The 23,740-nt window shown below is 71.4% G+C and carries 19 protein-coding genes; 12 read left to right on the top strand and 7 right to left on the bottom strand.

Features of this window, described 5'->3' with window-relative positions; genetic code table 11:
* Positions 1 to 53: 53 nt before the first annotated feature.
* The 8 genes from ACZ4V1_RS25910 to pssA all read left to right on the top strand — a co-directional run bounded on the left by ACZ4V1_RS25910 (position 54) and on the right by pssA (position 8,981).
* Entirely contained in the window at positions 54 to 869 is an 816-nt protein-coding gene (locus ACZ4V1_RS25910; RefSeq protein WP_468340107.1) for a TetR family transcriptional regulator, read from the top strand.
* Between the two features lie 385 nt (positions 870 to 1,254).
* Positions 1,255 to 2,592 (top strand): crotonyl-CoA carboxylase/reductase, encoded by a 1,338-nt coding sequence (gene ccrA / locus ACZ4V1_RS25905; protein ID WP_468340362.1) that lies wholly within the window; start codon positions 1,255 to 1,257, stop codon positions 2,590 to 2,592.
* Positions 2,593 to 2,602: 10 nt separating this feature from the next.
* Entirely contained in the window at positions 2,603 to 4,630 is a 2,028-nt protein-coding gene (locus ACZ4V1_RS25900; RefSeq protein ID WP_468340105.1) for a protein meaA, read from the top strand.
* Positions 4,627 to 5,589 (top strand): HpcH/HpaI aldolase/citrate lyase family protein, encoded by a 963-nt coding sequence (locus ACZ4V1_RS25895; RefSeq protein ID WP_468340103.1) that lies wholly within the window; start codon positions 4,627 to 4,629, stop codon positions 5,587 to 5,589. The genes ACZ4V1_RS25900 and ACZ4V1_RS25895 overlap by 4 nt, the downstream gene beginning before the upstream one ends.
* Positions 5,590 to 5,594: 5 nt before the next feature.
* A complete protein-coding gene (locus tag ACZ4V1_RS25890) occupies positions 5,595 to 6,107 on the top strand; it encodes a MaoC family dehydratase (protein WP_468340101.1) in 513 nt (170 codons plus the stop codon).
* Positions 6,108 to 7,313, top strand: a complete 1,206-nt coding sequence (locus tag ACZ4V1_RS25885) for an acyl-CoA dehydrogenase family protein (RefSeq protein ID WP_468340099.1) — start codon at positions 6,108 to 6,110, stop codon at positions 7,311 to 7,313.
* Positions 7,314 to 7,483: 170 nt separating this feature from the next.
* Complete coding sequence (locus tag ACZ4V1_RS25880) at positions 7,484 to 8,140, top strand: phosphatidylserine decarboxylase (RefSeq protein ID WP_468340359.1); 657 nt, start codon at positions 7,484 to 7,486, stop codon at positions 8,138 to 8,140.
* 58 nt (positions 8,141 to 8,198) lie between these two features.
* Positions 8,199 to 8,981 (top strand): CDP-diacylglycerol--serine O-phosphatidyltransferase, encoded by a 783-nt coding sequence (pssA, locus tag ACZ4V1_RS25875; RefSeq protein ID WP_468340356.1) that lies wholly within the window; start codon positions 8,199 to 8,201, stop codon positions 8,979 to 8,981.
* Between the two features lie 329 nt (positions 8,982 to 9,310).
* On the opposite strand, the gene ACZ4V1_RS25870 is transcribed toward pssA, so the two are convergent.
* Complete coding sequence (locus ACZ4V1_RS25870; protein WP_468340353.1) at positions 9,311 to 10,453, bottom strand: glycerate kinase; 1,143 nt, start codon at positions 10,451 to 10,453, stop codon at positions 9,311 to 9,313.
* A gap of 164 nt (positions 10,454 to 10,617) precedes the next feature.
* On the opposite strand from ACZ4V1_RS25870, the gene ACZ4V1_RS25865 reads away from it, so the two are divergent.
* From ACZ4V1_RS25865 to ACZ4V1_RS25855, 3 genes are all read left to right on the top strand, one after another.
* Positions 10,618 to 11,112, top strand: a complete 495-nt coding sequence (locus tag ACZ4V1_RS25865) for an NUDIX domain-containing protein (protein WP_468340097.1) — start codon at positions 10,618 to 10,620, stop codon at positions 11,110 to 11,112.
* Between the two features lie 140 nt (positions 11,113 to 11,252).
* On the top strand, positions 11,253 to 12,002 hold the full coding sequence (locus tag ACZ4V1_RS25860) for an SIR2 family NAD-dependent protein deacylase (RefSeq protein ID WP_468340095.1): 750 nt from the start codon (positions 11,253 to 11,255) through the stop codon (positions 12,000 to 12,002).
* A 4-nt stretch (positions 12,003 to 12,006) separates the two neighbouring features.
* Positions 12,007 to 12,339: a glyoxalase superfamily protein gene (locus ACZ4V1_RS25855; protein ID WP_468340094.1), complete on the top strand. Its 333-nt coding sequence runs from the start codon at positions 12,007 to 12,009 to the stop codon at positions 12,337 to 12,339.
* Positions 12,340 to 12,423: 84 nt separating this feature from the next.
* Here the strand turns inward: ACZ4V1_RS25855 and ACZ4V1_RS25850 are convergent, their stop codons facing one another.
* The 3 genes from ACZ4V1_RS25850 to ACZ4V1_RS25840 form a co-directional block, all read right to left on the bottom strand.
* Entirely contained in the window at positions 12,424 to 12,906 is a 483-nt protein-coding gene (locus tag ACZ4V1_RS25850; RefSeq protein ID WP_468340350.1) for a methylated-DNA--[protein]-cysteine S-methyltransferase, read from the bottom strand.
* Positions 12,907 to 12,925: 19 nt separating this feature from the next.
* Positions 12,926 to 14,455, bottom strand: a complete 1,530-nt coding sequence (locus tag ACZ4V1_RS25845; RefSeq protein ID WP_468340092.1) for an AlkA N-terminal domain-containing protein — start codon at positions 14,453 to 14,455, stop codon at positions 12,926 to 12,928.
* A 148-nt stretch (positions 14,456 to 14,603) separates the two neighbouring features.
* A complete protein-coding gene (locus ACZ4V1_RS25840; protein ID WP_468340347.1) occupies positions 14,604 to 16,520 on the bottom strand; it encodes a heavy metal translocating P-type ATPase in 1,917 nt (638 codons plus the stop codon).
* Positions 16,521 to 16,600: 80 nt separating this feature from the next.
* Here ACZ4V1_RS25840 and ACZ4V1_RS25835 point away from each other — a divergent pair, with 80 nt between their 5' ends.
* Entirely contained in the window at positions 16,601 to 16,963 is a 363-nt protein-coding gene (locus ACZ4V1_RS25835) for an ArsR/SmtB family transcription factor (protein ID WP_468340090.1), read from the top strand.
* Here ACZ4V1_RS25835 and ACZ4V1_RS25830 read toward each other — a convergent pair.
* The 3 genes from ACZ4V1_RS25830 to ACZ4V1_RS25820 all read right to left on the bottom strand — a co-directional run bounded on the left by ACZ4V1_RS25830 (position 16,944) and on the right by ACZ4V1_RS25820 (position 23,568).
* Positions 16,944 to 17,822, bottom strand: coding sequence for a DUF72 domain-containing protein (locus ACZ4V1_RS25830; protein WP_468340088.1), 879 nt, complete (start codon positions 17,820 to 17,822; stop codon positions 16,944 to 16,946). The genes ACZ4V1_RS25835 and ACZ4V1_RS25830 overlap by 20 nt on opposite strands.
* Positions 17,823 to 17,869: 47 nt before the next feature.
* Positions 17,870 to 21,787, bottom strand: coding sequence for a glycoside hydrolase family 2 TIM barrel-domain containing protein (locus tag ACZ4V1_RS25825; RefSeq protein ID WP_468340086.1), 3,918 nt, complete (start codon positions 21,785 to 21,787; stop codon positions 17,870 to 17,872).
* A 179-nt stretch (positions 21,788 to 21,966) separates the two neighbouring features.
* Positions 21,967 to 23,568 (bottom strand): alkaline phosphatase D family protein, encoded by a 1,602-nt coding sequence (locus ACZ4V1_RS25820; RefSeq protein ID WP_468340084.1) that lies wholly within the window; start codon positions 23,566 to 23,568, stop codon positions 21,967 to 21,969.
* Between the last annotated feature and the right edge of the window lie 172 nt (positions 23,569 to 23,740).

Genomic DNA, 23,740 nt, shown 5'->3' with positions numbered 1-23,740 from the left:
GGGGGATCCCCGGTCACGCGCATGATTGCGCGCACATGCAGTACGTTCGGGTCATGTCCCAGCCCGCCAAGTCCTCACGTACACCAGCTACGCCCGACGCGCCGGAGAGCGCGGCCGGCGGCCGAGCCGCCGCCCAGCGGCTCAAAATGCGCCGGGAGCTGGCGGCAGCCGCGATGGAGCTGTTCGCGACCAAGGGGTACGAGGCGACCACCGTCGACGAGATCGCGGCCCAGGCAGGGGTCGCCCGCCGCACCTTCTTCCGTCACTTCCGCTCCAAGGAAGAGGCGATCTTCCCGGACCACGACGACACCCTGGTCCGCGCCGAGGCCGTGCTCAACGCGGCACCCGCGCACGAGCACCCGCTCGACACCGTGTGCCGGGGCATCAAGGAAGTCATGAAGATGTACGCGGCCCGGCCGGAGATCTCGGTCGCCCGCTACAAGCTGACCCGTGAGGTCCCGACCCTGCGCGAGGCGGAGATCGCGTCGGTGGCCCGCTACGAGCGCCTCTTCACCCGCTATCTGCTCGGCCACTTCGACGAGCACGCGCACGACGACGACGCCAACGACGACCCGCTGCTGGCCGAGGTCGCCGCGTCCGCCGTGGTCACCGCCCACAACCACGTGCTGCGGCGCTGGCTGCGGGCGGGCGGACAGGGTGACGTGGAGGCTCAGCTCGACCACGCCTTCGCGATCGTGCGCAGAACGTTCGGCACGGGCATAGGGGCCGGACGCGACACGGCGTCCTCAGCGCGGACGGCCGCCTCCTCGGCCTCGGTGCAGGGCGAGGTGCTGGTGACGGTCGCGCGCACCGACGCACCGCTGCACGAGGTCATGCGCACCATCGAGCAGGCCCTCAAGGAGCGCTGACCCGCTCTGCACGTCTGTGACAACGGCCACCCTCCGGGTGGCCGTTGTCGCATGTCAATGCCCCTTTTCTCGGCACTCTCGGCCCTCGTTCGATCGATCATCGCTCATCTGTCAGGTAAAGATTTCATCTGAGAGCAGGTTCTGGCACTCAGTGCCTTGCGGGGTGACACGCGGTGTCATACGTTGAAGGTGTCCGGGCTGTCCCCGCAAGCGATCGCCTGCGTGCCCGGCGCCTGCGTCACAGGCACCCTCCGCGCCACAAAGCGCTGCCGAACAGCACCACCGCCGAACCGACGGCACCCCCCAGCCAACCCCTCAGCAGCACCGACGTAACCCTCAGCGCCCCTCCCTCAGGGCGCTCGACGCCGGAGGCAACACCGTGACCATGAAGGACATCCTGGCCGCGATCCAGTCGCCCGAGTCCACCTCGGCCGACTTCGCCGCTCTCGCGCTCCCCGAGTCGTACCGCGCGATCACCGTGCACAAGGACGAGACGGAGATGTTCGCGGGCCTCGAGACCCGCGACAAGGACCCCCGCAAGTCGATCCACCTGGACGAGGTGCCGCTGCCCGAGCTGGGCCCCGGCGAGGCCCTGGTGGCCGTGATGGCCTCCTCGGTCAACTACAACTCGGTGTGGACCTCGATCTTCGAGCCCCTGTCGACGTTCGGCTTCCTGGAGCGCTACGGCAGGGTCAGCGAGCTCACCAAGCGACACGACCTGCCGTACCACATCATCGGCTCCGACCTGGCCGGCGTCGTCCTGCGCACCGGCCCGGGCGTCAACGCCTGGCAGCCCGGCGACGAGGTCGTCGCGCACTGCCTCTCCGTCGAGCTGGAGTCCTCGGACGGCCACAACGACACGATGCTCGACCCCGAGCAGCGCATCTGGGGCTTCGAGACCAACTTCGGCGGTCTGGCGGAGGTCGCCCTCGTCAAGTCCAACCAGCTGATGCCCAAGCCGGACCACCTCAGCTGGGAGGAGGCCGCCGCCCCGGGCCTGGTCAACTCCACCGCGTACCGCCAGCTGGTCTCCCGCAACGGCGCCCAGATGAAGCAGGGTGACAACGTCCTGGTCTGGGGCGCGAGCGGCGGGCTCGGCTCCTACGCCACCCAGTTCGCGCTGGCCGGCGGCGCCACCCCGATCTGCGTCGTCTCCAGCGAACAGAAGGCGGAGATCTGCCGGAAGATGGGCGCCGAGCACATCATCGACCGCAACGCCGAGGACTACCGGTTCTGGAAGGACGAGCACACCCAGGACCCCAAGGAGTGGAAGCGCTTCGGCAAGCGCATCCGCGAACTCACCGGCGGCGAGGACGTGGACATCGTCTTCGAGCACCCGGGCCGCGAGACGTTCGGCGCCTCCGTCTACGTCACCCGCAAGGGCGGCACGATCGTCACCTGCGCGTCCACCTCCGGGTACGACCACCAGTACGACAACCGCTACCTGTGGATGTCCCTGAAGCGGATCATCGGCTCCCACTTCGCCAACTACCGCGAGGCCTGGGAGGCCAACCGCCTCATCGCCAAGGGCAAGATCCACCCGACGCTCTCCAAGGTGTACTCCCTTCAGGACACCGGCCAAGCCGCCCACGACGTCCACCGCAACGCCCACCAGGGCAAGGTCGGCGTGCTGTGCCTGGCCCCCGAGGAGGGCCTGGGCGTGCGCGACGAGGAGATGCGCGCCAAGCACGTCGACGCCATCAACCGCTTCCGGAACATCTGAGGAGCGCCGCATGAGTGAGCGTCAGAAGGACCGGCCGTGGTTGATGCGGACCTACGCCGGTCACTCCACGGCCGAGGCGTCCAACGAGCTGTACCGGCGCAACCTCGCCAAGGGGCAGACGGGCCTGTCGGTCGCGTTCGACCTGCCGACGCAGACCGGCTACGACTCCGACCACGTCCTCGCCCGCGGCGAGGTCGGCCGGGTCGGGGTGCCGGTCGCGCACCTCGGTGACATGCGCCGGCTGTTCCAGGACATCCCCCTGGAGCAGATGAACACCTCGATGACCATCAACGCCACGGCCATGTGGCTGCTGGCGCTCTACCAGGTCGTCGCCGAGGAGCAGGGTGCGGACATCACCAAGCTCCAGGGCACGACCCAGAACGACATCGTCAAGGAGTACCTGTCCCGGGGGACGCACGTCTTCCCGCCGGGGCCGTCGCTCCGGCTGACCACGGACATGATCGCCTACACGGTCTCCCACCTCCCGAAGTGGAACCCGATCAACATCTGCAGCTACCACCTGCAGGAGGCGGGCGCCACTCCGGTGCAGGAGATCGCCTACGCGATGTCCACCGCGATCGCCGTGCTGGACGCCGTGCGCGACGGCGGCCAGGTGCCGCAGGAACGCATGGGCGACGTGGTCGGCCGCATCTCCTTCTTCGTGAACGCGGGCGTCCGCTTCGTCGAGGAGATGTGCAAGATGCGCGCCTTCGGCCGTATCTGGGACCGCGTCACCCGCGAGCGGTACGGCATCGAGGACCCCAAGCACCGCCGCTTCCGCTACGGCGTCCAGGTCAACTCCCTGGGGCTGACGGAGGCCCAGCCCGAGAACAACGTCCAGCGGATCGTGCTGGAGATGCTCGCGGTCACCCTCTCCAAGGACGCACGCGCGCGTGCCGTGCAGCTGCCCGCCTGGAACGAGGCGCTGGGCCTGCCGCGGCCCTGGGACCAGCAGTGGTCGCTGCGCATCCAGCAGGTGCTGGCCTACGAGAGCGACCTGCTGGAGTACGGCGACCTCTTCGAGGGCTCGAAGGTGGTCGAGGCGAAGGTGGACGAGCTGGTCGCCGAGTCGCTCGCCGAGATCGAGCGCATCCAGGAGATGGGCGGCGCGATGGCCGCCGTCGAGTCCGGCTACCTCAAGTCCCAGCTGGTCGCCTCGCACGCCGAGCGCCGGGCCCGGATCGAGTCCGGCGAGGAGAAGATCATCGGTGTCAACGCCTTCGAGGGCACCGAGCCGAACCCGCTGACCGCCGACCTGGACACCGCGATCCAGACGGTCGACCCGGCGGTGGAGGCGCGCGTCATCGCCGCGCTCCGGCACTGGCGCGACACCCGCTACCAGCCGCCCTTCAACCACCCGCGCCCCTGCAAGGCGCTGGACAGGCTGAAGGAGGCCGCCAAGGGCACCGACAACCTCATGGAGGCCACCCTGGAGTGCGCCCGCGCCGGCGTCACGACCGGCGAGTGGGCCGGGGCGCTGCGCGAGGTGTTCGGCGAGTTCCGGGCGCCGACCGGGGTGTCCTCGGCGCCGGTCGCGGTCGCCGCCGAGGAGGGCTCGGCACTGTCCGAGGTCCGCCGCAAGGTGGACCTGACGGCCACGGACCTGGGCGTCGGCAAACTGCGCTTCCTGGTCGGCAAGCCGGGCCTGGACGGCCACTCCAACGGCGCCGAGCAGATCGCCGTGCGGGCCCGTGACGCCGGGTTCGAGGTGGTCTACCAGGGCATCCGGCTCACCCCGGAGCAGATCGTGGACGCCGCCTTGGCCGAGGACGTGCACGCGGTGGGCCTGTCCATCCTCTCCGGCTCACACGCCCAGCTGGTGCCGGACGTGCTGGAACGGCTGCATGTGGCCGGTGCCACGGATATTCCGGTGATCGCCGGTGGCATCATCCCGAACGGAGACGCCGACCGACTGCGAGCGGCCGGAGTGGCCGCGGTGTTCACCCCGAAGGACTTCGACATCACCGGAATCATCGGCCGCATCGTCGACGAGATCCGCACAGCGAACAAGCTCGACCCCCTGGAGGTCCCCGCATGACGACCGTCAACCGCCTTCGCCCCCGCCGCTCCTGTCTGGCGGTCCCGGGAAGCAACCCGCGCTTCCTGGAGAAGGCCCAGGGCCTCCCGGCCGACCAGGTCTTCCTCGACCTGGAGGACGCCTGCGCACCGCTCGCCAAGCCGGAGGCGCGGCACACCATCGTCAAGTTCCTCAACGAGGGCGACTGGACCGGCAAGACCCGCGTGGTGCGCGTCAACGACTGGACGACCGAGTGGACGTACCGGGACGTGGTGACGGTGGTCGAGGGCGCCGGCCCGAACCTGGACTGCATCATGCTGCCGAAGGTCCAGGACGCCCAGCAGGTCGTCGCGCTCGACCTCCTCCTCACCCAGATCGAGAAGACGATGGGCTTCGAGGTCGGCCGGATCGGCATCGAGGCGCAGATCGAGAACGCGCGGGGCCTGAACAACGTCAACGAGATCGCACAGGCCTCGCCGCGCATCGAGACCATCATCTTCGGCCCGGCCGACTTCATGGCGTCCATCAACATGAAGTCGCTGGTCGTGGGCGAGCAGCCGCCCGGCTACCCGGCGGACGCCTACCACTACATCCTGATGAAGATCCTGATGGCCGCCCGCGCCAACGACCTCCAGGCGATCGACGGCCCCTACCTCCAGATCCGCAACCTGGAGGGCTACCGCGAGGTCGCGCAGCGCGCCGCCGCCCTCGGCTTCGACGGCAAGTGGGTGCTGCACCCGGGCCAGGTCGAGGCGTCCAACGAGATCTTCTCGCCGTCCCAGGAGGACTACGACCACGCCGAGCTGATCCTGGACGCGTACGACTACTACACGTCCGAGGCGGGCGGCAAGAAGGGCTCCGCGATGCTCGGCGACGAGATGATCGACGAGGCCAGCCGCAAGATGGCCCTGGTCGTCTCCGGCAAGGGGCGCGCCGCCGGCATGACGCGCACCGGCAAGTTCGAGATCCCGGAGGGCTGAGGGCGATGCAGTTCGGACGCACCTACGAGGAGTTCGAGGTCGGGGCGACGTACAAGCACTGGCCCGGGAAGACGGTCACGGAGTACGACGACCACCTGTTCTGCCTCCTCACCATGAACCACCACCCGCTCCACATGGACACCAATTACGCCGAGAAGACGACGGACTTCGGCAGGAACGTGGTGGTCGGGAACTACGTCTACTCGCTGCTGCTGGGCATGTCCGTCCCGGACGTCTCCGGCAAGGCGATCGCCAACCTCGAGATCGAGTCGCTGAGGCACGTGGCACCGACCTTCCACGGCGACACCGTCTACGGCGAGACCACCGTGCTCGACAAGTGGCCGTCCAAGTCGAAGAACGACCGGGGCATCGTGCACGTCGAGACCAAGGGCTACAAGCAGGACGGCACGCTCGTGTGCGTGTTCCGCCGCAAGGTGATGGTGCCGACCGAGACGTACATCAAGGAGCGCGGTGGCGAGCAGCCGGGCCGCCCCGAGCCGAAGGAACAGGGGAAGTAGATGAGCCGCCTCGCCCAGACCCACGGCCTCACGGACGTCCAGCGGGAGATCCTCTCCACCGTCCGGGACTTCGTGGACAAGGAGATCATCCCGGTCGCGACCGAGCTCGAGCACCGGGACGAGTACCCGCAGGACATCGTCGACGGGCTGAAGGAACTCGGCCTGTTCGGCCTGATGATCCCGGAGGAGTACGGGGGCCTGGGCGAGTCGCTCCTGACCTACGCCCTGTGCGTGGAGGAGATCGCGCGCGGCTGGATGTCGGTGTCCGGCATCATCAACACGCACTTCATCGTGGCGTACATGCTCAAGCAGCACGGCACGCGGGAGCAGAAGGACCACTTCCTGCCCCGCATGGCCGCCGGTGACATCCGGGGCGCCTTCTCCATGTCGGAGCCGGCGCTGGGCTCCGACGTCTCCGCCATCTCGTCCAAGGCGGTGAAGGACGGTGAGGAGTACGTCCTGAACGGCCAGAAGATGTGGCTGACGAACGGCGGTACGTCGACGCTGGTGGCCGTTCTGGTGAAGAGTGACGAGGGTCACCCGGACGGCACGGCACCCCACAAGTCGATGACGACCTTCCTGGTGGAGAAGGAACCCGGTTTCGGCGAGGTCCGGCCCGGGCTCACCATCCCCGGCAAGATCGACAAGATGGGCTACAAGGGTGTCGACACCACTGAGCTCATCATGGACGGCCTGCGCATTCCGGCCAATCGGGTACTCGGCGGCACCACCGGCCGAGGTTTTTACCAAATGATGGACGGCGTCGAGGTCGGCCGCGTCAACGTGGCGGCCCGTGGCTGCGGTGTCGCTCAGCGCGCCTTCGAGCTCGGCGTCCGGTACGCCCAGCAGCGTCACACTTTCGGTAAGCAGATCGCCCAGCATCAGGCCATTCAGTTCAAGCTCGCGGAGATGGCTACCAAGGTGGAGGCGGCGCATGCGATGATGGTGAACGCTGCACGCAAAAAGGACTCGGGCGAACGAAACGACCTCGAAGCAGGGATGGCCAAGTACCTCGCCTCCGAGTACTGCAAGGAGGTCGTGGAAGACGCCTTCCGGATCCACGGCGGTTACGGCTTCTCCAAGGAGTACGAGATCGAGCGCCTCTACCGCGAGGCCCCGATGCTCCTGATCGGTGAAGGCACCGCCGAGATCCAGAAAATGATCATCGGCCGCCGACTGCTCGAAGAGTATCGATTCCAGGGTTAGATGTCCGGATACGGGGTGTTTTCTTGGAGAAGAAGGTCACACCCCGTAGGCAGTGTTCGGCCGTCGACTCGGCTTCCTGGCTTACCCAGTTGCGGCGGGAAGCCGCTACGATCGCCGGAAAGCCGCCGTCCCCCGTCAGTGTGCGGCATCATCCGCTACGAAGGTCATCCATGCCCCACAGCCAAACCTCTGCATCTCGCGACAGCCTGGCCGGCGTACGCCTCGCGCGCGGAGCATCGCCGTGGCTTCTGCCGACCGTCGCCACCGCAGCCGTCAGCCTCCTTGGTGCCCGCCGTTCCGGCGCCGCCAAGGCCGTCGCCGTCCCCGCCACCGCGCTCGCGGCGGGGATGCTGTGGTTCTTCCGCGACCCCGAGCGCGAGATCACCCGCGGCCGGGTCATCTCGCCCGCCGACGGTGTGGTGCAGAGCATCATGCCGTGGAAGGACGGCCGTACCCGCGTCGCGATCTTCATGAGCCCGCTCAACGTCCACGTCAACCGTGCGCCCCTGTCGGGCACGGTGACGTCCGTCGAGCACGTTCCCGGTGGCTTCGTTCCCGCCTTCAACAAGGAGAGCGAGAACAACGAGCGGGTGGTGTGGCACTTCGACACCGAGCTCGGTGACATCGAGATGATCCAGATCGCCGGCGCGGTGGCCCGCCGCATCGTGCCCTACGTGCCGCAGGGCACGAAGGTCGAGCAGGGCGAGCGGGTCGGTCTGATCCGCTTCGGCTCGCGCGTCGACCTGTACCTGCCGGAGGGTGTGGAGGTCGCGGTCGAGGTGGGTCAGAAGACGGTGGCTGGGGTGACTCGAATTGACCGTGATTGATCCACAGACCCAGGCCGGATGGGTGCCCGAGGCGGACGACATGGACGACGAGGAGGAGATGCCGCTCTCGCTGCGCCTGTCGATAGCGGACACGCTCACGCTCGGCAACGCCACGTGCGGGTTCATGGCGGTGTACTTCACCACCACCGGCATCCTGATCCCGCACCTCATGGGCAGCGACGAGTCGGGCATGGCCCGGCACAGCGCGGCCACCGCGGTCATCCTGATGCTGTGCGCGGCGATCTTCGACCTGTGCGACGGCCTGGTGGCGCGCAAGCTGCGCAGCTCCCCGATGGGGGCCGAGCTGGACAACCTGTCCGACCTGATCAGTTTCGGGCTGGCACCGGCGTACTTCGTCCTCGTCTACGGCATGGTCGCGCACGACGCCTACCAGCGGGTGGCGGCGGTGGGGGCGATCGTGGTGCTGCTGGCGGTGGTGCTGCGGCTCGCGCGGTTCTCCTGCGTCACCGTCAAGGACGGCACCTTCCAGGGCATGCCGTCGCCCTTCGGGGCGCTGACGGTGGTGTCGATCGTGCTGCTGGAGCTGCCGTTCGTGGCGACGCTGCTGGCGATCATCGGCACGGCCTGGCTGATGGTGAGCCGGGTCGAGTACCCGAAGCCGCGGGGGCGCCTCGCGGTGGCGATGCTCGCGTGGATCGTCCTGTCGATGGGGCTGCTGGCCGGCTGGGCCTTCGACGCACCGAGCGGGCAGCTGCTGTTGCAGACGGGGTGCGCGCTGCAGCTGGTGATGGGCGCGGTGATCCCCCTGTTCGCCACCGCACGCAGGGTGAACAACTTCAGGGACAACCGGCGTGAGGCGCGGGCGGCACAGACGCCGTAGCGCTCCGCCGCGCAGGGCCCCGGACCCGGTCGGGTCCGGGGCCCTTCTGTTGGTTCGGGGCCTTCTGTCCCGTGCGCGCCCGGCGCCGGTGTGGGCCTTGCCGGGGGCTCCGCCCCGGCTCCCGGCCTGCGCCCGCACACACCGCCCGGCTCGGTCGGGACGGAGCCGAGCGGTCACAGCCCGTCCGGCGTCTGAGGACGAGGTCCGTTCAAGGACGAGGCGCGTTCAGCAACGAGGCCCGTTCAGGACCGAAGCGGCTGCGTGCGTGTGCTGGGCGGCGACCCCAGAAACGGGGGCGGCAAGGCGGCGGCGACGAGGGCGGGACTCCCCTAGGCCAGGAAGTCCCGCGCGATGCGCTCCGCGACGCGCTCCAGGATCGGCCCCGCGTCCGCGATGCACTTCGCCACGTCCGGCTCGACATCCGTCAGCGGGTAGGCCCGCCGGATCCCGGACCGCCCCAGCACCTCCGCCGGCAGCGCCAGCCGCCCGCACACCGCGACGACCTCCTTGCCCGCCGCCCGCGCCGCCGCGGCGACACCCGCCGGAGCCTTCCCGTGCAGGGTCTGCTCGTCCAGCGAACCCTCCCCCGTGATCACCAGGTCCGCCCGCGCCAGCGCCGGCGCGAAACCGAGCACGTCCAGCATCACCTCGATGCCGGGCCGGAACCGCGCCCCGAGCAGCATCGCCCCGAACCCGATGCCGCCCGCGGCACCCGCGCCCGGGGACGCGGCGTACTCGGCGGCCCGCGTACCGACGGCCGCCGTGCCCTCCAGCACCTTCGCCAGGTGCGCGAGGGCCGCGTCCAGGGCCGCCACGTCCTCCGGGGAGGCGCCCTTCTGCGGGCCGTAGACCGCCGGGGCACCCTTCGGCCCGGTCAGCGGGTTGTCGACGTCGCTCGCGAGCACCAGCTCGACGCCGGAGAGCCGCGGGTCGAGGCCCGACAGGTCCGCCGAGACCAGGTCGGCGAGGCCGCCCCCGCCCGGCGCGACCGGTGCCCCGTCGCCGCCCAGGAACCGAGCGCCCAGCGCGGACAGCATCCCGGCGCCGCCGTCGGTGGTCGCGCTGCCGCCGACCCCGAACACGATCGTCCGCGCCCCCGCGTCCAGCGCGGCCCGCAGCAGCTCACCGGAGCCGTACGTGGACGCGGTCAGCGGTGCGAGGACGCCGGCGGGCAGCCGCTGCAGGCCGCTGGCCTCGGCCATCTCCACCACCGCGGTGCCGTCGCGCAGCGCGAACGCGGCCGTCACCTCGTCGCCGAGGGGCCCGGCGACCCGTACCTCCCGGCGCTCGAACCCGGCCGCGACCGCGGCAGCGACGGTGCCGTCACCACCGTCGGCCACGGGCAGCGCCTCGACGCCGAGGTCCGGTACGACGCGGCGCAGTCCGGCCGTCACCCGCTCGGCGACCTCGACGGCCGTCAGCGAACCCTTGAACTTGTCCGCGGCGACGAGTACCCGACGGGTCCCGTCCACTGCAGCGTCAGCCACCTTGATCTCCCCTTGCTCTCCGAGCCTTGCGCACGTCAAGGCAGTCGCGCCGCTGCGACCTTAACCGGAGGACGCCCACGCCGTCATGCCCTGCCCGCAGGGTGGAACACCGGAGACACGGCGGGCCCGCGTCTCGTTACGCTTCCGGAATGACCACTCCTGACTACGCCGCCTACATCGCCGGGCTCCCCCGCGTCCTCGCCGGTGCCGCCGCCGTCTTCCGGGACGCCGAGGGAAGAGTGCTGGTCGTCGAGCCCGGCTATCGCGAGGGGTGGACGCTGCCCGGAGGGACGATCGAGTCCGAGGACGGGGAGACTCCCCGGCAGGGCGCCCGGCGGGAGACCCTCGAGGAGATCGGGCTGGACGTCCTGCCGGGGCGGCTGCTGGCGGTGGACTGGGCGCACGGTCCGGGCCGGCCGCCGATCGTGGCGTACCTGTACGACGGCGGGATTCTGACCGAGGACGATCTGGGGGCGATCCGTCTGCAGGAGGAGGAGCTGCTGTCCTGGCGGCTGGTGCCCCGTGCGGAGCTGGGCGAATACCTGCCCGGCGCACTGCACGGCCGGGTCCTGGCCGCGCTGGACGTGCTGGCGGACGGCTCGGGGACGGCCGAGCTGGAGAACGGCCGCCGGGTCGAGGCGTGAAGGCACGTCCCGCGACCGCGCGAAGCGGGGCGGCGCATCCCGGGGTCGGCGCACCCCGGGACGGCACGCCGTGCGACGGCACGTCCGGTGCCGCCCAAACCCGTTAGCCCCGGGGGCATCGGCGTCCTACCCTCGACCGCATGACCAGGAAGCCCTTCGTCGCCATCCTCAGCGGCGCCGGTGTCTCGACCGACTCCGGAATCCCGGACTACCGCGGGCCGAACGGGCTGTGGCGGCGCGATCCGGAGGCCGAGAAGCTCGTCACCTACGACTACTACATGGGCGATCCGGAGATCCGGCGGCGTTCCTGGCAGATGCGGCGTGCGAACCGCACGCTGCACGCCGAGCCGAACGCCGCGCACCGTGCGGTGGCCGAGCTGGAGCGGTCCGGGGTGCCGGTCCGGGTCATCACGCAGAACGTCGACGGCCTGCACCAGCTCGCCGGGCTCTCCGCCCGCAAGGTCCTGGAACTGCACGGCACCGCACGGAGTTACGTGTGCACCGGCTGCCACGCCCGGGGGCCGATGGAGGACGCGCTCGCCCGGGTGGAGGCGGGCGAGGACGACCCGCCGTGCCTGGACTGCGGCGGCATCCTGAAGCCGGCGACCGTGATGTTCGGCGAGCGCCTCGACCCGGTGGTCCTCGGTGAGGCGGTCGCCATCAGCAAGGCGTGCCAGGTGTTCATCGCCGTCGGCACCAGCCTCCAGGTCCAGCCCGCCGCCGGACTCGCCGGTGTGGCCGCCGGCCACGGCGCCCGCCTGGTCGTCGTCAACGCCGAGCCGACGCCGTACGACGAGCTCGCGGGCGAGGTCGTCCGCGAGCCCATCGGCACGGCCCTGCCCAAGCTGCTGCGCGGGCTGAACCACGACAGCGGCCGGGACGGTGACTGACCGCGTGGAGGAAGAGATCATTCCGATCCTGCGCGTGACCGACGCCGCCGCGGCCGTGCGCTGGTACGCACGGCTGGGCTTCGCCGAACGGTGGACGCACCGCTTCGAGCCGGATCTGCCGGCGTTCGTGGAGGTCGCGCGAGGGCCGGTGCGGCTGTTCCTGTCGGAGCACACCGGCGACGCCCGGCCGGACACGCTGGTGTATCTGCGGGTGGCCGACGTCGACGCGGTCGCCGCCGAGTTCGGGGTACGGGTCCAGGAGGCGCCCTGGGCACGCGAGATCGAGCTGCGCGACCCGGACGGCAACCGCCTGCGGATCGGCACACCGGGCGGGTGAGACGGGCGGTCCGTGGCGGCCGGTTGTTCGTCGACGGCGGCCGGCCCCTGCGGGAGGTCCCGGTCCCGGCAGGGGGACCGGTGGTCAGAACAGCGCCGAGCCCCGTTCGAAGTCCAGCAGGCGCTGCTTGCGCTCCAGGCCGCCGCCGTATCCGGTGAGGCTGCCGCTGGCGCCGATGACCCGGTGGCAGGGGACGATGATGCCGATCGGGTTGCGGCCGTTGGCGAGGCCCACGGCCCGGGAGGCGGCCGGGGTGCCGAGGGCGGTGGCGAGTTCGCCGTACGTGCGGGTCTCGCCGTACGGGATGCGGCGGAGCTGGTCCCAGACCGTGCGCTGGAAGGGAGTGCCGTTCAGGCGCAGGTCGAGGGTGAAGTCCTCCAGCTCGCCGGCGAAGTAGGCCGTCAGTTGCTCCTCCGCCGGTGCGAACGGCCCGTCGTCGGCCGTTCCGAAGGTCTCCTCCGGTGGGCGGTGGCGCTGGTCGGTCATGTAGAGGCCGCACAGGACGCCGTCCTCGGCGACGAGGGTGAGCGCGCCGTACGGGCTGTCGATCACGGTGTGCTGTTTCAGGGATCCCACGGAATGTTCCTCACACGGGCAGGAAGTTGATCGGGTGGCTGTCGGTCGCCCACAGGTACTGGACGGCGTACGCCCGCCACGGCCGCCAGGCCGCCGCGCGGGCGGTGAGCGCCGCCGGTGTCGAGGGCAGGCCCAGTTCCCCGGCGGCGCGGCGGATGCCGAGGTCGGTGGGGAGGAAGGCGTCGGGGTCGCCGAGGGCGCGCATGGCGATGACGTCGGCGGTCCAGGGGCCGAAACCGGGGAGGGCGAGGAGCCGGGCGCGGGTCTCGGCCCAGTCGGTCTCGACGCCCAGGTTGAGCGAGCCGTCGGCCAGGTGGGAGACGAGGGTGGTGAAGGTCGTGCGGCGGGTGCGGGGCATCGCGAGGGTGTCCGGGTCCACCGCCGCCAGCGCCACCGGCGACGGGAAGAGGTGGGTCAGGCCGCCCTCCGGGTCGTCGACCGCGTCGCCGTGTGCCGTGACCAGGCGGGCGGCATGGGTGCGGGCGGCTGCGGTGGAGACCTGCTGGCCGAGCACGGCTCGCACGGCGAACTCCGCCTCGTCGACCGTGCGCGGGACGCGCCGCCCGGGCGCCTTGTCGACCAGCGGTGCGAGCAGCGGGTCGGCGCGCAGCTGGCCGTCGATGGCCGCCGGGTCGGCGTCCAGGTCGAGCAGGCGCCGGCAGCGGCTGATGGCGACGGTCAGGTCGCGCAGGTCGCTGAGGGTGAGGCGGCAGGCGATGTGGTCGGGGGTGGGGGTGAGGGCCACGATGCCGTGACCGTACGGGAGGCGCAGGGTGCGGCGGTACGCGCCCTCCCGCCACTCCTCCACGCCGGGTACGGCGGTGGCGGCGAGGTGGCCGAAGAGGTTGTCGGGGTTGAGCGGGGTGCGGAAGGGGAGGCGCAGGGTCAGGGCGCCCGGGGTGGTGCCGGCGACGGGGCACGGGGTGCCGTCGACAGGGCCCGGCGGGGTGCCGGCGGCGCGGTTCTTCGGGACACGGGTGCGCAACTCGCTCGGAGAGAGCGCGAAGACCTCGCGGACCGTGTCGTTGAAGGTGCGGATGGAGGAGAAGCCGGCCGCGAAGGCGATGTCCGCCATCGGCAGCGGGGTCGTCTCGACGAGCAGGCGGGCGGTCTGGGCGCGCTGCGCGCGGGCGAGCGCGAGTGGGCCCGCGCCCAGCTCGGCGAGCAGCTGGCGTTCGACCTGCCGGGTGCTGTAGCCGAGCCGGGCGGCGAGGCCGGGCACGCCCTCGCGGTCCACGACGCCGTCGGCGATCAGCCGCATGGCGCGGGCGGTGAGGTCGGCGCGCTGGTTCCACTGGGGGGAGCCGGGGCTGGTGTCCGGGCGGCAGCGTTTGCACGCCCGGAACCCGGCCTGCTGGCAGGCCGCCGCGCTCGGGTAGAAGGTCATGTTCTCGGGCTTGGGCGGCACCACCGGGCAGCTGGGCCGGCAGTAGATGCGGGTCGTCAGGACGGCCGTGAAGAACCAGCCGTCGAACCGCGCGTCCTTGGACCGGACGGCGCGCACGCAGCGCTCGGTGTCGGTGTGCATTCCCGTCTGCATGCGTCCAGGATGACCCGCCGGCCGGGCCTCGGCTGGCGGGAATCCGACATGGACGTCTTGCTTCCTGGGCTGTGCCGGGTCGCTCCGGGTCAGCGGGAGCGGTCCGCTCCTCGGGATCGCCGCGGCACGGTCGCCGGGAGCGGGCCGGTCACCCGGAGCGCCATGCCGACTCGCGCAGCAGCCGCAGCCCGTTCAGGCCGACCAGCACGGTCGAGCCCTCGTGCCCGGCGACGCCGAGCGGCAGCGGGAGATGCCCGATCAGGTCCCACAGGACGAGCGCGGTGATGCACGTACCCGCGATGACCAGGTTCTGCAGCACCAGCCTGCGCGCACGCCGGGACAGTCGTACGACGGCGGGTACGGCCGCCAGCTCGTCGCGCACCACGACCGCGTCGGCCGTCTCGAGGGCCAGGTCGGAGCCGGCGCGGCCCATGGCGACGCCGGCGTGGGCGGCGGCGAGCGCGGGGGCGTCGTTGACGCCGTCGCCGACGAAGAGCACCTTGCGGCCGGCCCGCTCCAGTTCCCGCAGAGCCTCGACCTTGCCCTCGGGCAGCAGCTCCGCGCGGACGTCGGTGATGCCGGTCGCGTCGGCCACGCGGGCGGCGGCGGGCGCGTTGTCACCGGTGAGCAGGGCGGGGGCGGTGCCGGTGAGCGCGGTGAGCGCGGCGGCGACCGGGGCGGCGTCGGCGCGGAGCCGGTCCATGAGGGCGAGGGTGCCGACAGGGGTGCCGTCGCGGGTGACCTGGACGGTCGTTTCGGCGCCCTCGGGTGTCTCCGCGCGGCCGACGTGCACCTCGTGGCCGTCGACCATCGCGGTCACCCCGCGGCCCGGAACCGCGGAGAAGTCCGCCGCGGACGCGACGCGCAGTCCGCGGGCACGGGCGGCGGCGACGATCGCGCGGGCCAGCGGATGCTCACTCGGGTGCTCGGCGGCGGCGGCGAGCGCGAGGAGGGCGTCCTCGTCGAGACCGGTGCCGGGCAGCGGCCGTACCGCGGTCACCTCGGGGGCCCCCTCGGTGAGGGTGCCGGTCTTGTCCAGGGCGGCGGCATCGATCTCGCCGAGGCGTTCCATCGCGACCGCCGACTTCACCAGGACGCCGTGCCGGCCGGCGTTGGCGATGGCGGACAGCAGGGGCGGCATGGTCGCGAGGACGACCGCGCAGGGCGAGGCGACGATCATGAAGGTCATGGCGCGCAGCAGGGCGTCCGTGAGGCCGGCGCCGAAGGCGAGCGGGATGCCGAAGACCGCGAGGGTGGCCACCACCACGCCGACCGCGTAGCGCTGCTCGATCTTCTCGATGAACAGCTGCGTCGGCGCCTTGGTGCGGGACGCCTCCTCGACGAGGGTCACGATCCGGGCGATGACCGAGTCGGCGGGGTCGCGTTCGACGCGGACCCGCAGGGCGCCGGTGCCGTTGAGGGTGCCGGCGAAGACGTCGTCGCCGGAGCGCTTGAGGACGGGCAGGGACTCGCCGGTGATGGTGGCCTGGTCGACCTCGCCGGCGCCGTCGACGACCGAGCCGTCGGCGCCGATCCGCTCCCCCGGCCGGACCAGCAGGACGTCGCCGACGGCGAGGTCGGCGGTGGGGACGGTCTCCTCGGCCTCCCCCCTCACGCGGGTCGCGGTGGTGGGCGCGAGGTCGAGCAGGCCGCGCACGGAGTCGGCGGTACGGGCGGTGGCCAGGGCTTCCAAGGCGCCGGAGGTGGCGAAGATGACGATGAGCAGGGCGCCGTCGAGGACCTGCCCGATGGACGCCGCGCCCAGCGCCGCGACGATCATCAGCAGGTCGACGTCCAGAGTCTTGTCGCGCAGCGCCCGCAGGCCCTCCAGGGCCGGCTCCCAGCCACCGGCGACGTAGGCCACCGCGTACAGCGGGCCGTACGTCCAGGCGGGGGCGCCGCCGAGGTCGAGGGGGAGCGCCGCCAGGAAGGCGACGAGGGACGCCAGCGCCCAGCGGGCCTCGGGCAGGGCAAGGACGGGGGTACGACGGCGGGGCGCCGGACGGGCCGGGGGCGCGGCGGGCGCGGACTGGGTGGTGAGTGTGGTGGACACGCCGCACACCATACAGGAACACATGAAGACCCATTCATTCTTTCATTCGTTCTTCCCTTCATGCGTGTGAGCGCCGTGCGTAAGATGACCGCATGGGTCACGGAGCCGCCACCACCGCGCAGGACGCCGCCGCACGCGTGCGCCTGGACGTGGACAACGTCGCGAAGGTCGCCACCACGCTCCAGGCCCTGTCCACCCCGTCCCGGCTGCTGATCCTCGCGCGGCTGCGCGAAGGACCGCTGCCCGCCACCGAGTTGGCGGCGGAGGTCGGTATGGAGCAGTCGGCCTGCTCCCACCAGCTGCGCCTGCTGCGCAACCTGGGCCTGGTGGTGGGCGAGCGCCGCGGCCGGTCGGTGGTGTACGCGCTGCACGACCACCATGTCGCCGAGCTGCTCGACCAGGCCGTGTTCCACGTGGAGCACCTGCGGCTGGGGATCAGCGACGCGGCCCGGTGAGCAGCCCGCGCATGGTCTCGGCCGCGCGTACGGCGGCGTCCGCGCAGCAGTTGTTGAACAGCACGTGCAGTTCGTCCGACTGCCGGGCCGCGCGTCGCAGGCGGGGCACCCAGGCGGCGAGTTCGGCCACGTCGTAGTCGTGGCGGAAACGGTCCTCCTTGCCGCCCCTCCCCCAGGCCCTGCTGCGGCCGTGGAACCGTACGACGGCGAGGGCCGGCCGGGTCACCGGAGCGATGGGCGGCAGGGACGCGGGCAGGTCCTGGGCCATGTCCGTACCGACGGCCGACGCCCCGAAGCCGGACAGCAACGCGTGGGTGGCGTCCGCCCGTCGCGGCTCCCACCACCCCGGATGCCGGAACTCCACGGCGAGCGGCCAGCCCTCCGTGCGCCGGGCGCAGGCTTCGAGCGCCGCCTCGGCGGGGGTACCGGGTGCGAACCACGGCGGGAACTGGAACAGCACGGTGCCGAGCCGCCCGGCCTTCCGCAGCGGCCCGACCGCCTCGGCGAAGCGCCCCCACACCTCGTCGAGCAGCCCCTCACTCGCCCGGCCGCGCCGGAGCGGGCCGGGGTCGGCCGCGCGCAGGTCGGCGGGCAGCGCCTCGGGGCGCGTGGGGTGGCCGGTCAGCAGCGAGAACGCCTTGACGTCGAAGCGGAACCCGTCCGGCGTGCGTTCCACCCACAGCTCGCTGTTGCGCCGGCTCGGCAACGCGTAGTACCCGGCGTCCACTTCGACGAGGGGCAGCCGGGAGGCGTAGTGCCTCAGCCGCCCCTCGGCGTCCCGCCGTCCGCGCGGATACCAGCCGCTCGCGACCAGTTGCCGGTCCGTCCAGGAACACGCTCCCACCAGTACGTCACCCATGGGAGCCCGGTTACCCGGGCTCCCGGGTCCTCACATCGGCCGGGCCGCTATTCGGTCGCCGTGGGCCGCCGCGAGGCCGCCATCGCGTCCTTCACGTCCGTCAACGGGCGCAACCGGTAGGTGTAGGAGTAGTCCCGGTCGGCGAAGAGCTTGAACTCGTCGTGCGTGTGCGCGCCCCAGCTGTTGTCGCCGCCGACGCCCATCTGCCGGTGGTTCAGGCGCAGGACGACCTCGTCCCTCGGGGTGAGCTGGTAGTCGTGGCGCACGCCGGCCGACAGGTCCTCCGGTGTGAAGAAGGAGGCGTTCGCCTCCAGCAGGGGTTCACCGGAGGCGAGCAGGCCCACGCCGTGCCGGTCGGTGAGGGCGATCCAGCGGACGTCGGTCTTGTTGCCGTTCTCCTGCGGGCGGATGTAGGGCGTCCACTGCTCGGCGACGGTGCCGGAGTACAGGCCGACGTCGGTGCCGGTGTTGCGGTCCCAGTGGTTCTCCTCGGGGCCGCGGCCGTAGTAGTGCAGGCGGTCCAGGCTGCGCGGCAGGAAGAGCAGGGTGCCGACCTCCGGGATGTAGGGCAGGTTCGCGGCGCCCGGGTGCAGGGTGTTGTCGACCTTGATCTCACCGTTGCCGAACACCGTGTAGGTGGTGGTGTACGCCGACTCCACCCTGGTGGGCAGCGTGCCGGCGACCTTGATCTCGACGGCCCGGTCGCCCAGGGTCCGCACGGTGACGTCGGTGACCTTCCGCCGGGCACCGGCGTCGCGCCAGGTCTGGTTGCGGTTGTGCTGGCCGTTGCCCTTGTCGTTGTCGGTGGGCGCCCGCCAGAAGTTGGGCGCGGGCCCGGAGGTGAGCAGCCGGGTGCCCTTCGCCTCGTAGGAGGTGATGGTGCCGGTGCGCTTGTCGACGGTGACCGAGAAGCCCTTCCCGCTGATCCTGACCTCCTTGTCGCGGTCGTCGTGGCGCAGGGCCGGGACGCCGTCCAGGCGTACGGGGGTCACGGCGGGGCTGCCGGCCTCGACCGGGAGCTGCTGCCGGGCCACCTCGAAACCGGCCTTGGCCCACGGCGTGGACTCCTTGGTGGTGAAGGAGAGTTCCAGGAAGTACTCCGTGCCGGGGCCGGGGTCACGCGGCAGCCGGACGGGGAGGGTGATGTCCTTGCTGGACCGCGGCGCCACGTCCAGCTGGTCCCGGGTCAGCTTTCCGCGCCGTACGGTCCTGCCGTCGGCGACGAGCTCCCAGCGGCCGTCGAACTCGCGCAGGCCGGTGAACAGGTACTCGTTGGTGAGCGTGACGGCGCCGGGGCCGCCGCCGGGGGTGCGGGCCGCGTTGACGGCCTGGTAGACGCGCTTGACCTCGGTGGCCTTGCCGGTGTGCCCGCGGTCGGCGGTGACGATGCCGTCCGCGACGAAGGCGCCGTCGTTGGGGTTGTCGCCCCAGTCGCCGCCGTACGCGAGGAAACTCTTGTCCTTCGGCCGCTCCCGGTCCGCCCTGACGGTCGCGGCGTCGAACCAGAACCGCACGCCGTCGTCCCCGGGGCCCCGGCCGTCAAAGGCCAGTTCGGTGGCACCGAGCGCGCGGGCGTAGACGCGGGCTCGGCGGATGGTGCCGCTGAACTCCCGGGTCTGGTTGTCGGCGTCGGTGGCGAGCGCAAGGGGCGCGGTGTTGCTGCCGGGCCGCCTGTCGGTGGTGCGCGTGGCCCGCACCGCGCCGTCGACGTACAGGGTCAGGGATCCGGCGTCCGCGTCGAAGACGCCCGCGATGTGGTGCTCCCGGCCGGTCCAGTCCTGTGGCACGGTCCAGCTCGCGGTGATCCACTGGCCGCCGGAGTGGATGAAGAACTCCAGTCGCCGGTCGGTCTGCTTCAGCGCGTACTGGGTGTCGCCCTTGGCGAGGATGGGCTGGTGGTAGCCCGTGAAGTGCGGGGTGACCCAGGCCTCCAGGGTCAGGGAGTCCGTGAGGTCGAGGCTGTCGTCGCGCTCGAAGACCGTGATGCCGGACAGGCCCTTGTCCCGGTCGAGACCGCCGCGGGTGGCGAGGATCTCGCCGCGCAGCTTGGCGGGCCCGGACTCGGTGAGCAGGGTGCGGGCCGGGACGGGCGTGTGGAGGGACTGGTCGGCGAAGTCCCAGATCCAGCCGCCCTGGAGCACGTCGTACCGGCGGACGACGTCCCAGTACTTCTTGAAGTTGCCGTTCGAGTTCCCCATCGCGTGGGAGTACTCGATCATGACGTACGGCCGGGTGTCGGAGGTGTCCTTCGCGCGCTGCTCGACGCGCTGCGGGCTGTCGTACATCTCGGAGCGGATGTCGCTGACGCCGGGGCGGTCGTCGCCCTCGTACTGGATGACGCGGGTGGGGTCGTAGGAGCGGATCCAGTCGTGCATGGCGGTGAAGGTGCTGCCGCCGCCGGCCTCGTTGCCCAGCGACCAGATGACGACCGAGGCGTGGTTCTTGTCGCGGTGGACCATGTTCTGGGCGCGGGCCACGCAGGCCTCGGTCCAGTCGGGGTGGTCGCCCGGGTACTCGTCGCGGATGCCGTGCGTCTCGAGGTTGGTCTCGTCGACGAGGTAGAGGCCGTACTCGTCGGCGAGCTCGTACCACAGCGGATTGTTCGGGTAGTGCGAGGTGCGGACGCTGTTCATGTTCATCCGCTTGATGATCCTGATGTCCTCGGCCATGTCCTCGCGGGTGAGCGCCGTGCCGCGGGCCGGGTGCATCTCGTGGCGGTTGGTGCCGCGGAAGGAGACGGGCTCGCCGTTGATGCGCATCAGCCCGTCCTTGAGCGCGAACTCGCGGAAGCCGACCCGGTGGGACAACGTCTCGACCACCTTGCCCGCCGGGTCCCGCAGGCGCAGCACGGCCGTGTAGAGGTCGGGGTGCTCGGCCGACCACAGCCTGGGCTTCGGTACGGCCTTCGCCGCCCGGACGGTGACGTCCTGGCCGGCTCCGACCGTGCCGAGGTCGGCGGACTGCTCCAGCGGCCGGGACCAGACGGCGTGGCCGCGCGCGTCGTAGAGCTGGGTCTCGACGGTGTACCGGCCGCCGTCGCCGTCGCCGTACGCCCGCACGCTCGCGGTGACCGCCAGTTCGGCGTCGGTGTACGTGCCGTTCAGCGGGGTGTCCAGCTTGAAGTCGCGCAGGTGGACGGCCGGGGTGGAGTAGAGGTAGACCGAGCGGAAGATTCCGCTCAGCCGGATCATGTCCTGGTCCTCCAGCCAGTCGCCGTCGGCGTAGCGGTACACCTCCACGGCGATCTGGTTGGTGCCGGGCCTGAGGTGGTCGGTGATGTCGTACTCGGCCGGGGTGAAGGAGTCCTCGTCGTAGCCGACCAGCTCGCCGTTGATCCACACGTAGTGGGCGGACTTGACGCCCTCGAAGTGGAGGAAGGTGCGGCGGCCCTTCCAGTCGCGCGGGACGGTGAAGGTGCGCCGGTACTGGCCGACCGGGTTGTAGCGGGTCGGCGCGGTGGGCGGCTGCGGGTCCTCGCCGAGGCCGTTGGGGCCCGAGTACGGGTAGGTGATGTTGAGGTAGATCGGGAAGTCGTGGCCGTGCAGCTGCCACACGGACGGGACCGGAATGGTCTCCCAGTCGCCGTCGTCGGTGTCGGTGCGGTGGAAGTCGGCGTCCCGGTCCTCGGGGCGGTCGGCGTAGGCGAACTTCCAGGTGCCGTCGAGGCCGAGCCGGTACGGCGAGCGGGTTCGGTCGGCGGCGAGGGCCGCTTTCACGTCCGCGTACGGCATGAGTGTGGTGTGCGGCGGCTCGGTGCCGAGCCGGAAGACTCCGAAGTCGTTCCACTCCGGGGGCTCGTCGGCCGCCGCCCGCCGGCCGGCGGCGTGCGCCGCGAGGGGCGACGCGGACGACAGGGCGAGTGCGCCGAGGACGGCGGCACCGCCCTCCAGAAGGCGGCGGCGGCTGACGAGCGGCCGGGGGCGGGGGGCCGGGGATCCGGCGGGTGACACGGGCGAGTGCGGCATGACCGTGGCCTTCCGTGGGCTTCGGGGGCGGCTCAACGCACGGTGCTGTGAGAGCAGTTGAGGTGGAGGGGGATCGCAACTGCCGGTGACGCAGCGGCTACTGAGTCAGGCACACCCTAGAACCCGAACACAACCGAATCAATTACCCCGTCGGACTTTGTTGGTTCCTGGTGGAGGGCTCAGGCGTCCTGGACCCCCGGCACACCCGCCTCGATCACGAACGACTTGTCGGTGCGGACCGGGGCGCCGGGCCGGGTGACGTAGTCGACGACCCGGTAGTCGGCGGTGTACCGGTCCCTGGAGACCGAGCAGCGGACGTAGCCGCGACGACTGCTGTAGTACTTGGTGTGCGGGTTCTCGTCCCAGTACACCTGGCCGGGGTCGTGGGTCGCCGAGCCGTCGCCGCCCGAGGTGATCGAGGTGGTGACGAACTCGCTGCCCAGCAGTCGCGTCTCGGGGCGCTCGAAGTCGCGGCGCAGGTCGTTGGTCCAGTTGTTGTGCACGTCGCCGGTGAGTACGACGAAGTTGTCGATGCGGCGCTCCTCGACGTAGCCGAGCACCCGGTCGCGGGAGACCCGGTAGCCGTCCCAGCCGTCGTTGTAGCCGCCGTCGTCCGGGCCCGCGACGGCGTCCCAGTTGGCGAAGTAGATCTGCTGCGGGAGCACGTTCCAGGCCGAGCGTGACCGCGACAGGCTCCGCTCCAGCCAGGCATGCTGCTCGCCGCCGAGGATGGTGGCCTCCGGGTCCCACTGCTCCGGGCCGGAGACCTGCCACTTGTCGCCGTAGGGCTGGTTGGTGCGGTACTGGCGGGTGTCCAGCACGCTGAAGGTCGCGGTGGCGCCGAACTCGAGGCGCCGGTACAGCGGCAGCGCCGTGTCCACCGGCTTGCGGAAGCGGCGCAGCGGCATGTGCTCCCAGTACGCCTGATAGGCGGCCCGGCGGCGGGCGGCGAAGCGGGCGGTGGTGTCGTTGCCCTGACCCGCGTCGTCGTTCTCCGGGCTCAGGTCGGCGTAGTTGTTGTCGGTCTCGTGGTCGTCCCAGGTGACGACGAACGGCGCCGTGGCGTGCAGCAGCCGCAGATCGGGGTCGGACTTGTACTGGGCGTGCCGCGCGCGGTACTCGGCGAGGGTGTTCATCTCGTCGCCGTGGTGCGTGCGGACGTCGCCGTTGACGCCGGCGGCGTACTCGTAGAGATAGTCGCCGAGGTGGAAGACGACGTCGGGGCGCTCCTCGGCCATGTGCCGGTACGCGGTGAAGTGGCCCTGCTCCCAGTTGGCACAGGAGGCGAAAGCGAAGTCCACGGTGGGCGAGGTGCCGGGGGCCGGAGCGGTGCGGGTGCGGCCGACCGGCGATACGGCGTTGCCGGCGCGGAAGCGGTAGTAGTACTCGTGGTGGGGACGCAGGCCGCGCACGTCGGCGTGGACGGTGTGCGCCTCGGCGGGCACGGCGTGCTCCACACCGCGCCTGACGACCTTCCTGAACCGTTCGTCGAGGGCGATCTCCCACCGGACGGCGACGGGGCGCCGGGGCATGCCGCCCCCGTCGTCCAGTGGTTTCGGCGCCAGCCGGGTCCAGAGCACGACGCCGTCGGGGAGCGGGTCGCCGGACGCGACGCCGAGCTGGAAGGGGTCGCCCGGTACGCGGCCCGGCGCGGTGGGCGCGGCGCTCGCGACGGGGGCACCGGTGCCGAGCAGCACCGCACCGGCGCCGGCAGCGCCCGCGATGCCGAGGAAACCCCTTCTCTTCAGGGAGTTCGGAGAGCTGGTGAGCGGCGGGGTCATCGAACCTCCAGAGAACGGATGGCCGGACGACACCCAGGCAATCGGCGCGGGGTGAACCGCGACTTCTGCGCCCGTGGACCGCGCTTGACCGATGCATGTCGATGAAGGTTCCGGGCGGCACGGTGCGCGGGGCAGGGGCGCAGGGGCAGGGTCAGACAGGGGCAGGGGCAGG

Source organism: Streptomyces sp. NPDC028991 (assembly GCF_055564775.1).
The sequence above is the reverse complement of the archived record's forward strand: the minus strand, read 5'-3'. Positions and strand labels throughout refer to the sequence as shown.

What these genes read in the sequence shown, in the direction of transcription:
- ACZ4V1_RS25900 (WP_468340105.1), top strand. Translation starts at nt 2,603, where the DNA reads ATGAGTGAGCGTCAGAAGGACCGGCCGTGGTTGATGCGGACCTACGCC.
- ACZ4V1_RS25865 (WP_468340097.1), top strand. Translation starts at nt 10,618, where the DNA reads ATGACCACTCCTGACTACGCCGCCTACATCGCCGGGCTCCCCCGCGTC.
- ACZ4V1_RS25830 (WP_468340088.1), bottom strand. Translation starts at nt 17,822, where the DNA reads ATGGGTGACGTACTGGTGGGAGCGTGTTCCTGGACGGACCGGCAACTG.
- ACZ4V1_RS25885 (WP_468340099.1), top strand. Translation starts at nt 6,108, where the DNA reads ATGAGCCGCCTCGCCCAGACCCACGGCCTCACGGACGTCCAGCGGGAG.
- ACZ4V1_RS25825 (WP_468340086.1), bottom strand. Translation starts at nt 21,787, where the DNA reads ATGCCGCACTCGCCCGTGTCACCCGCCGGATCCCCGGCCCCCCGCCCC.
- ACZ4V1_RS25835 (WP_468340090.1), top strand. Translation starts at nt 16,601, where the DNA reads ATGGGTCACGGAGCCGCCACCACCGCGCAGGACGCCGCCGCACGCGTG.
- ACZ4V1_RS25880 (WP_468340359.1), top strand. Translation starts at nt 7,484, where the DNA reads ATGCCCCACAGCCAAACCTCTGCATCTCGCGACAGCCTGGCCGGCGTA.
- ACZ4V1_RS25890 (WP_468340101.1), top strand. Translation starts at nt 5,595, where the DNA reads ATGCAGTTCGGACGCACCTACGAGGAGTTCGAGGTCGGGGCGACGTAC.
- ACZ4V1_RS25910 (WP_468340107.1), top strand. Translation starts at nt 54, where the DNA reads ATGTCCCAGCCCGCCAAGTCCTCACGTACACCAGCTACGCCCGACGCG.
- ACZ4V1_RS25895 (WP_468340103.1), top strand. Translation starts at nt 4,627, where the DNA reads ATGACGACCGTCAACCGCCTTCGCCCCCGCCGCTCCTGTCTGGCGGTC.
- pssA (WP_468340356.1), top strand. Translation starts at nt 8,199, where the DNA reads ATGCCGCTCTCGCTGCGCCTGTCGATAGCGGACACGCTCACGCTCGGC.
- ACZ4V1_RS25820 (WP_468340084.1), bottom strand. Translation starts at nt 23,568, where the DNA reads ATGACCCCGCCGCTCACCAGCTCTCCGAACTCCCTGAAGAGAAGGGGT.
- ACZ4V1_RS25845 (WP_468340092.1), bottom strand. Translation starts at nt 14,455, where the DNA reads ATGCAGACGGGAATGCACACCGACACCGAGCGCTGCGTGCGCGCCGTC.
- ACZ4V1_RS25860 (WP_468340095.1), top strand. Translation starts at nt 11,253, where the DNA reads ATGACCAGGAAGCCCTTCGTCGCCATCCTCAGCGGCGCCGGTGTCTCG.
- ccrA (WP_468340362.1), top strand. Translation starts at nt 1,255, where the DNA reads ATGAAGGACATCCTGGCCGCGATCCAGTCGCCCGAGTCCACCTCGGCC.
- ACZ4V1_RS25840 (WP_468340347.1), bottom strand. Translation starts at nt 16,520, where the DNA reads ATGGTGTGCGGCGTGTCCACCACACTCACCACCCAGTCCGCGCCCGCC.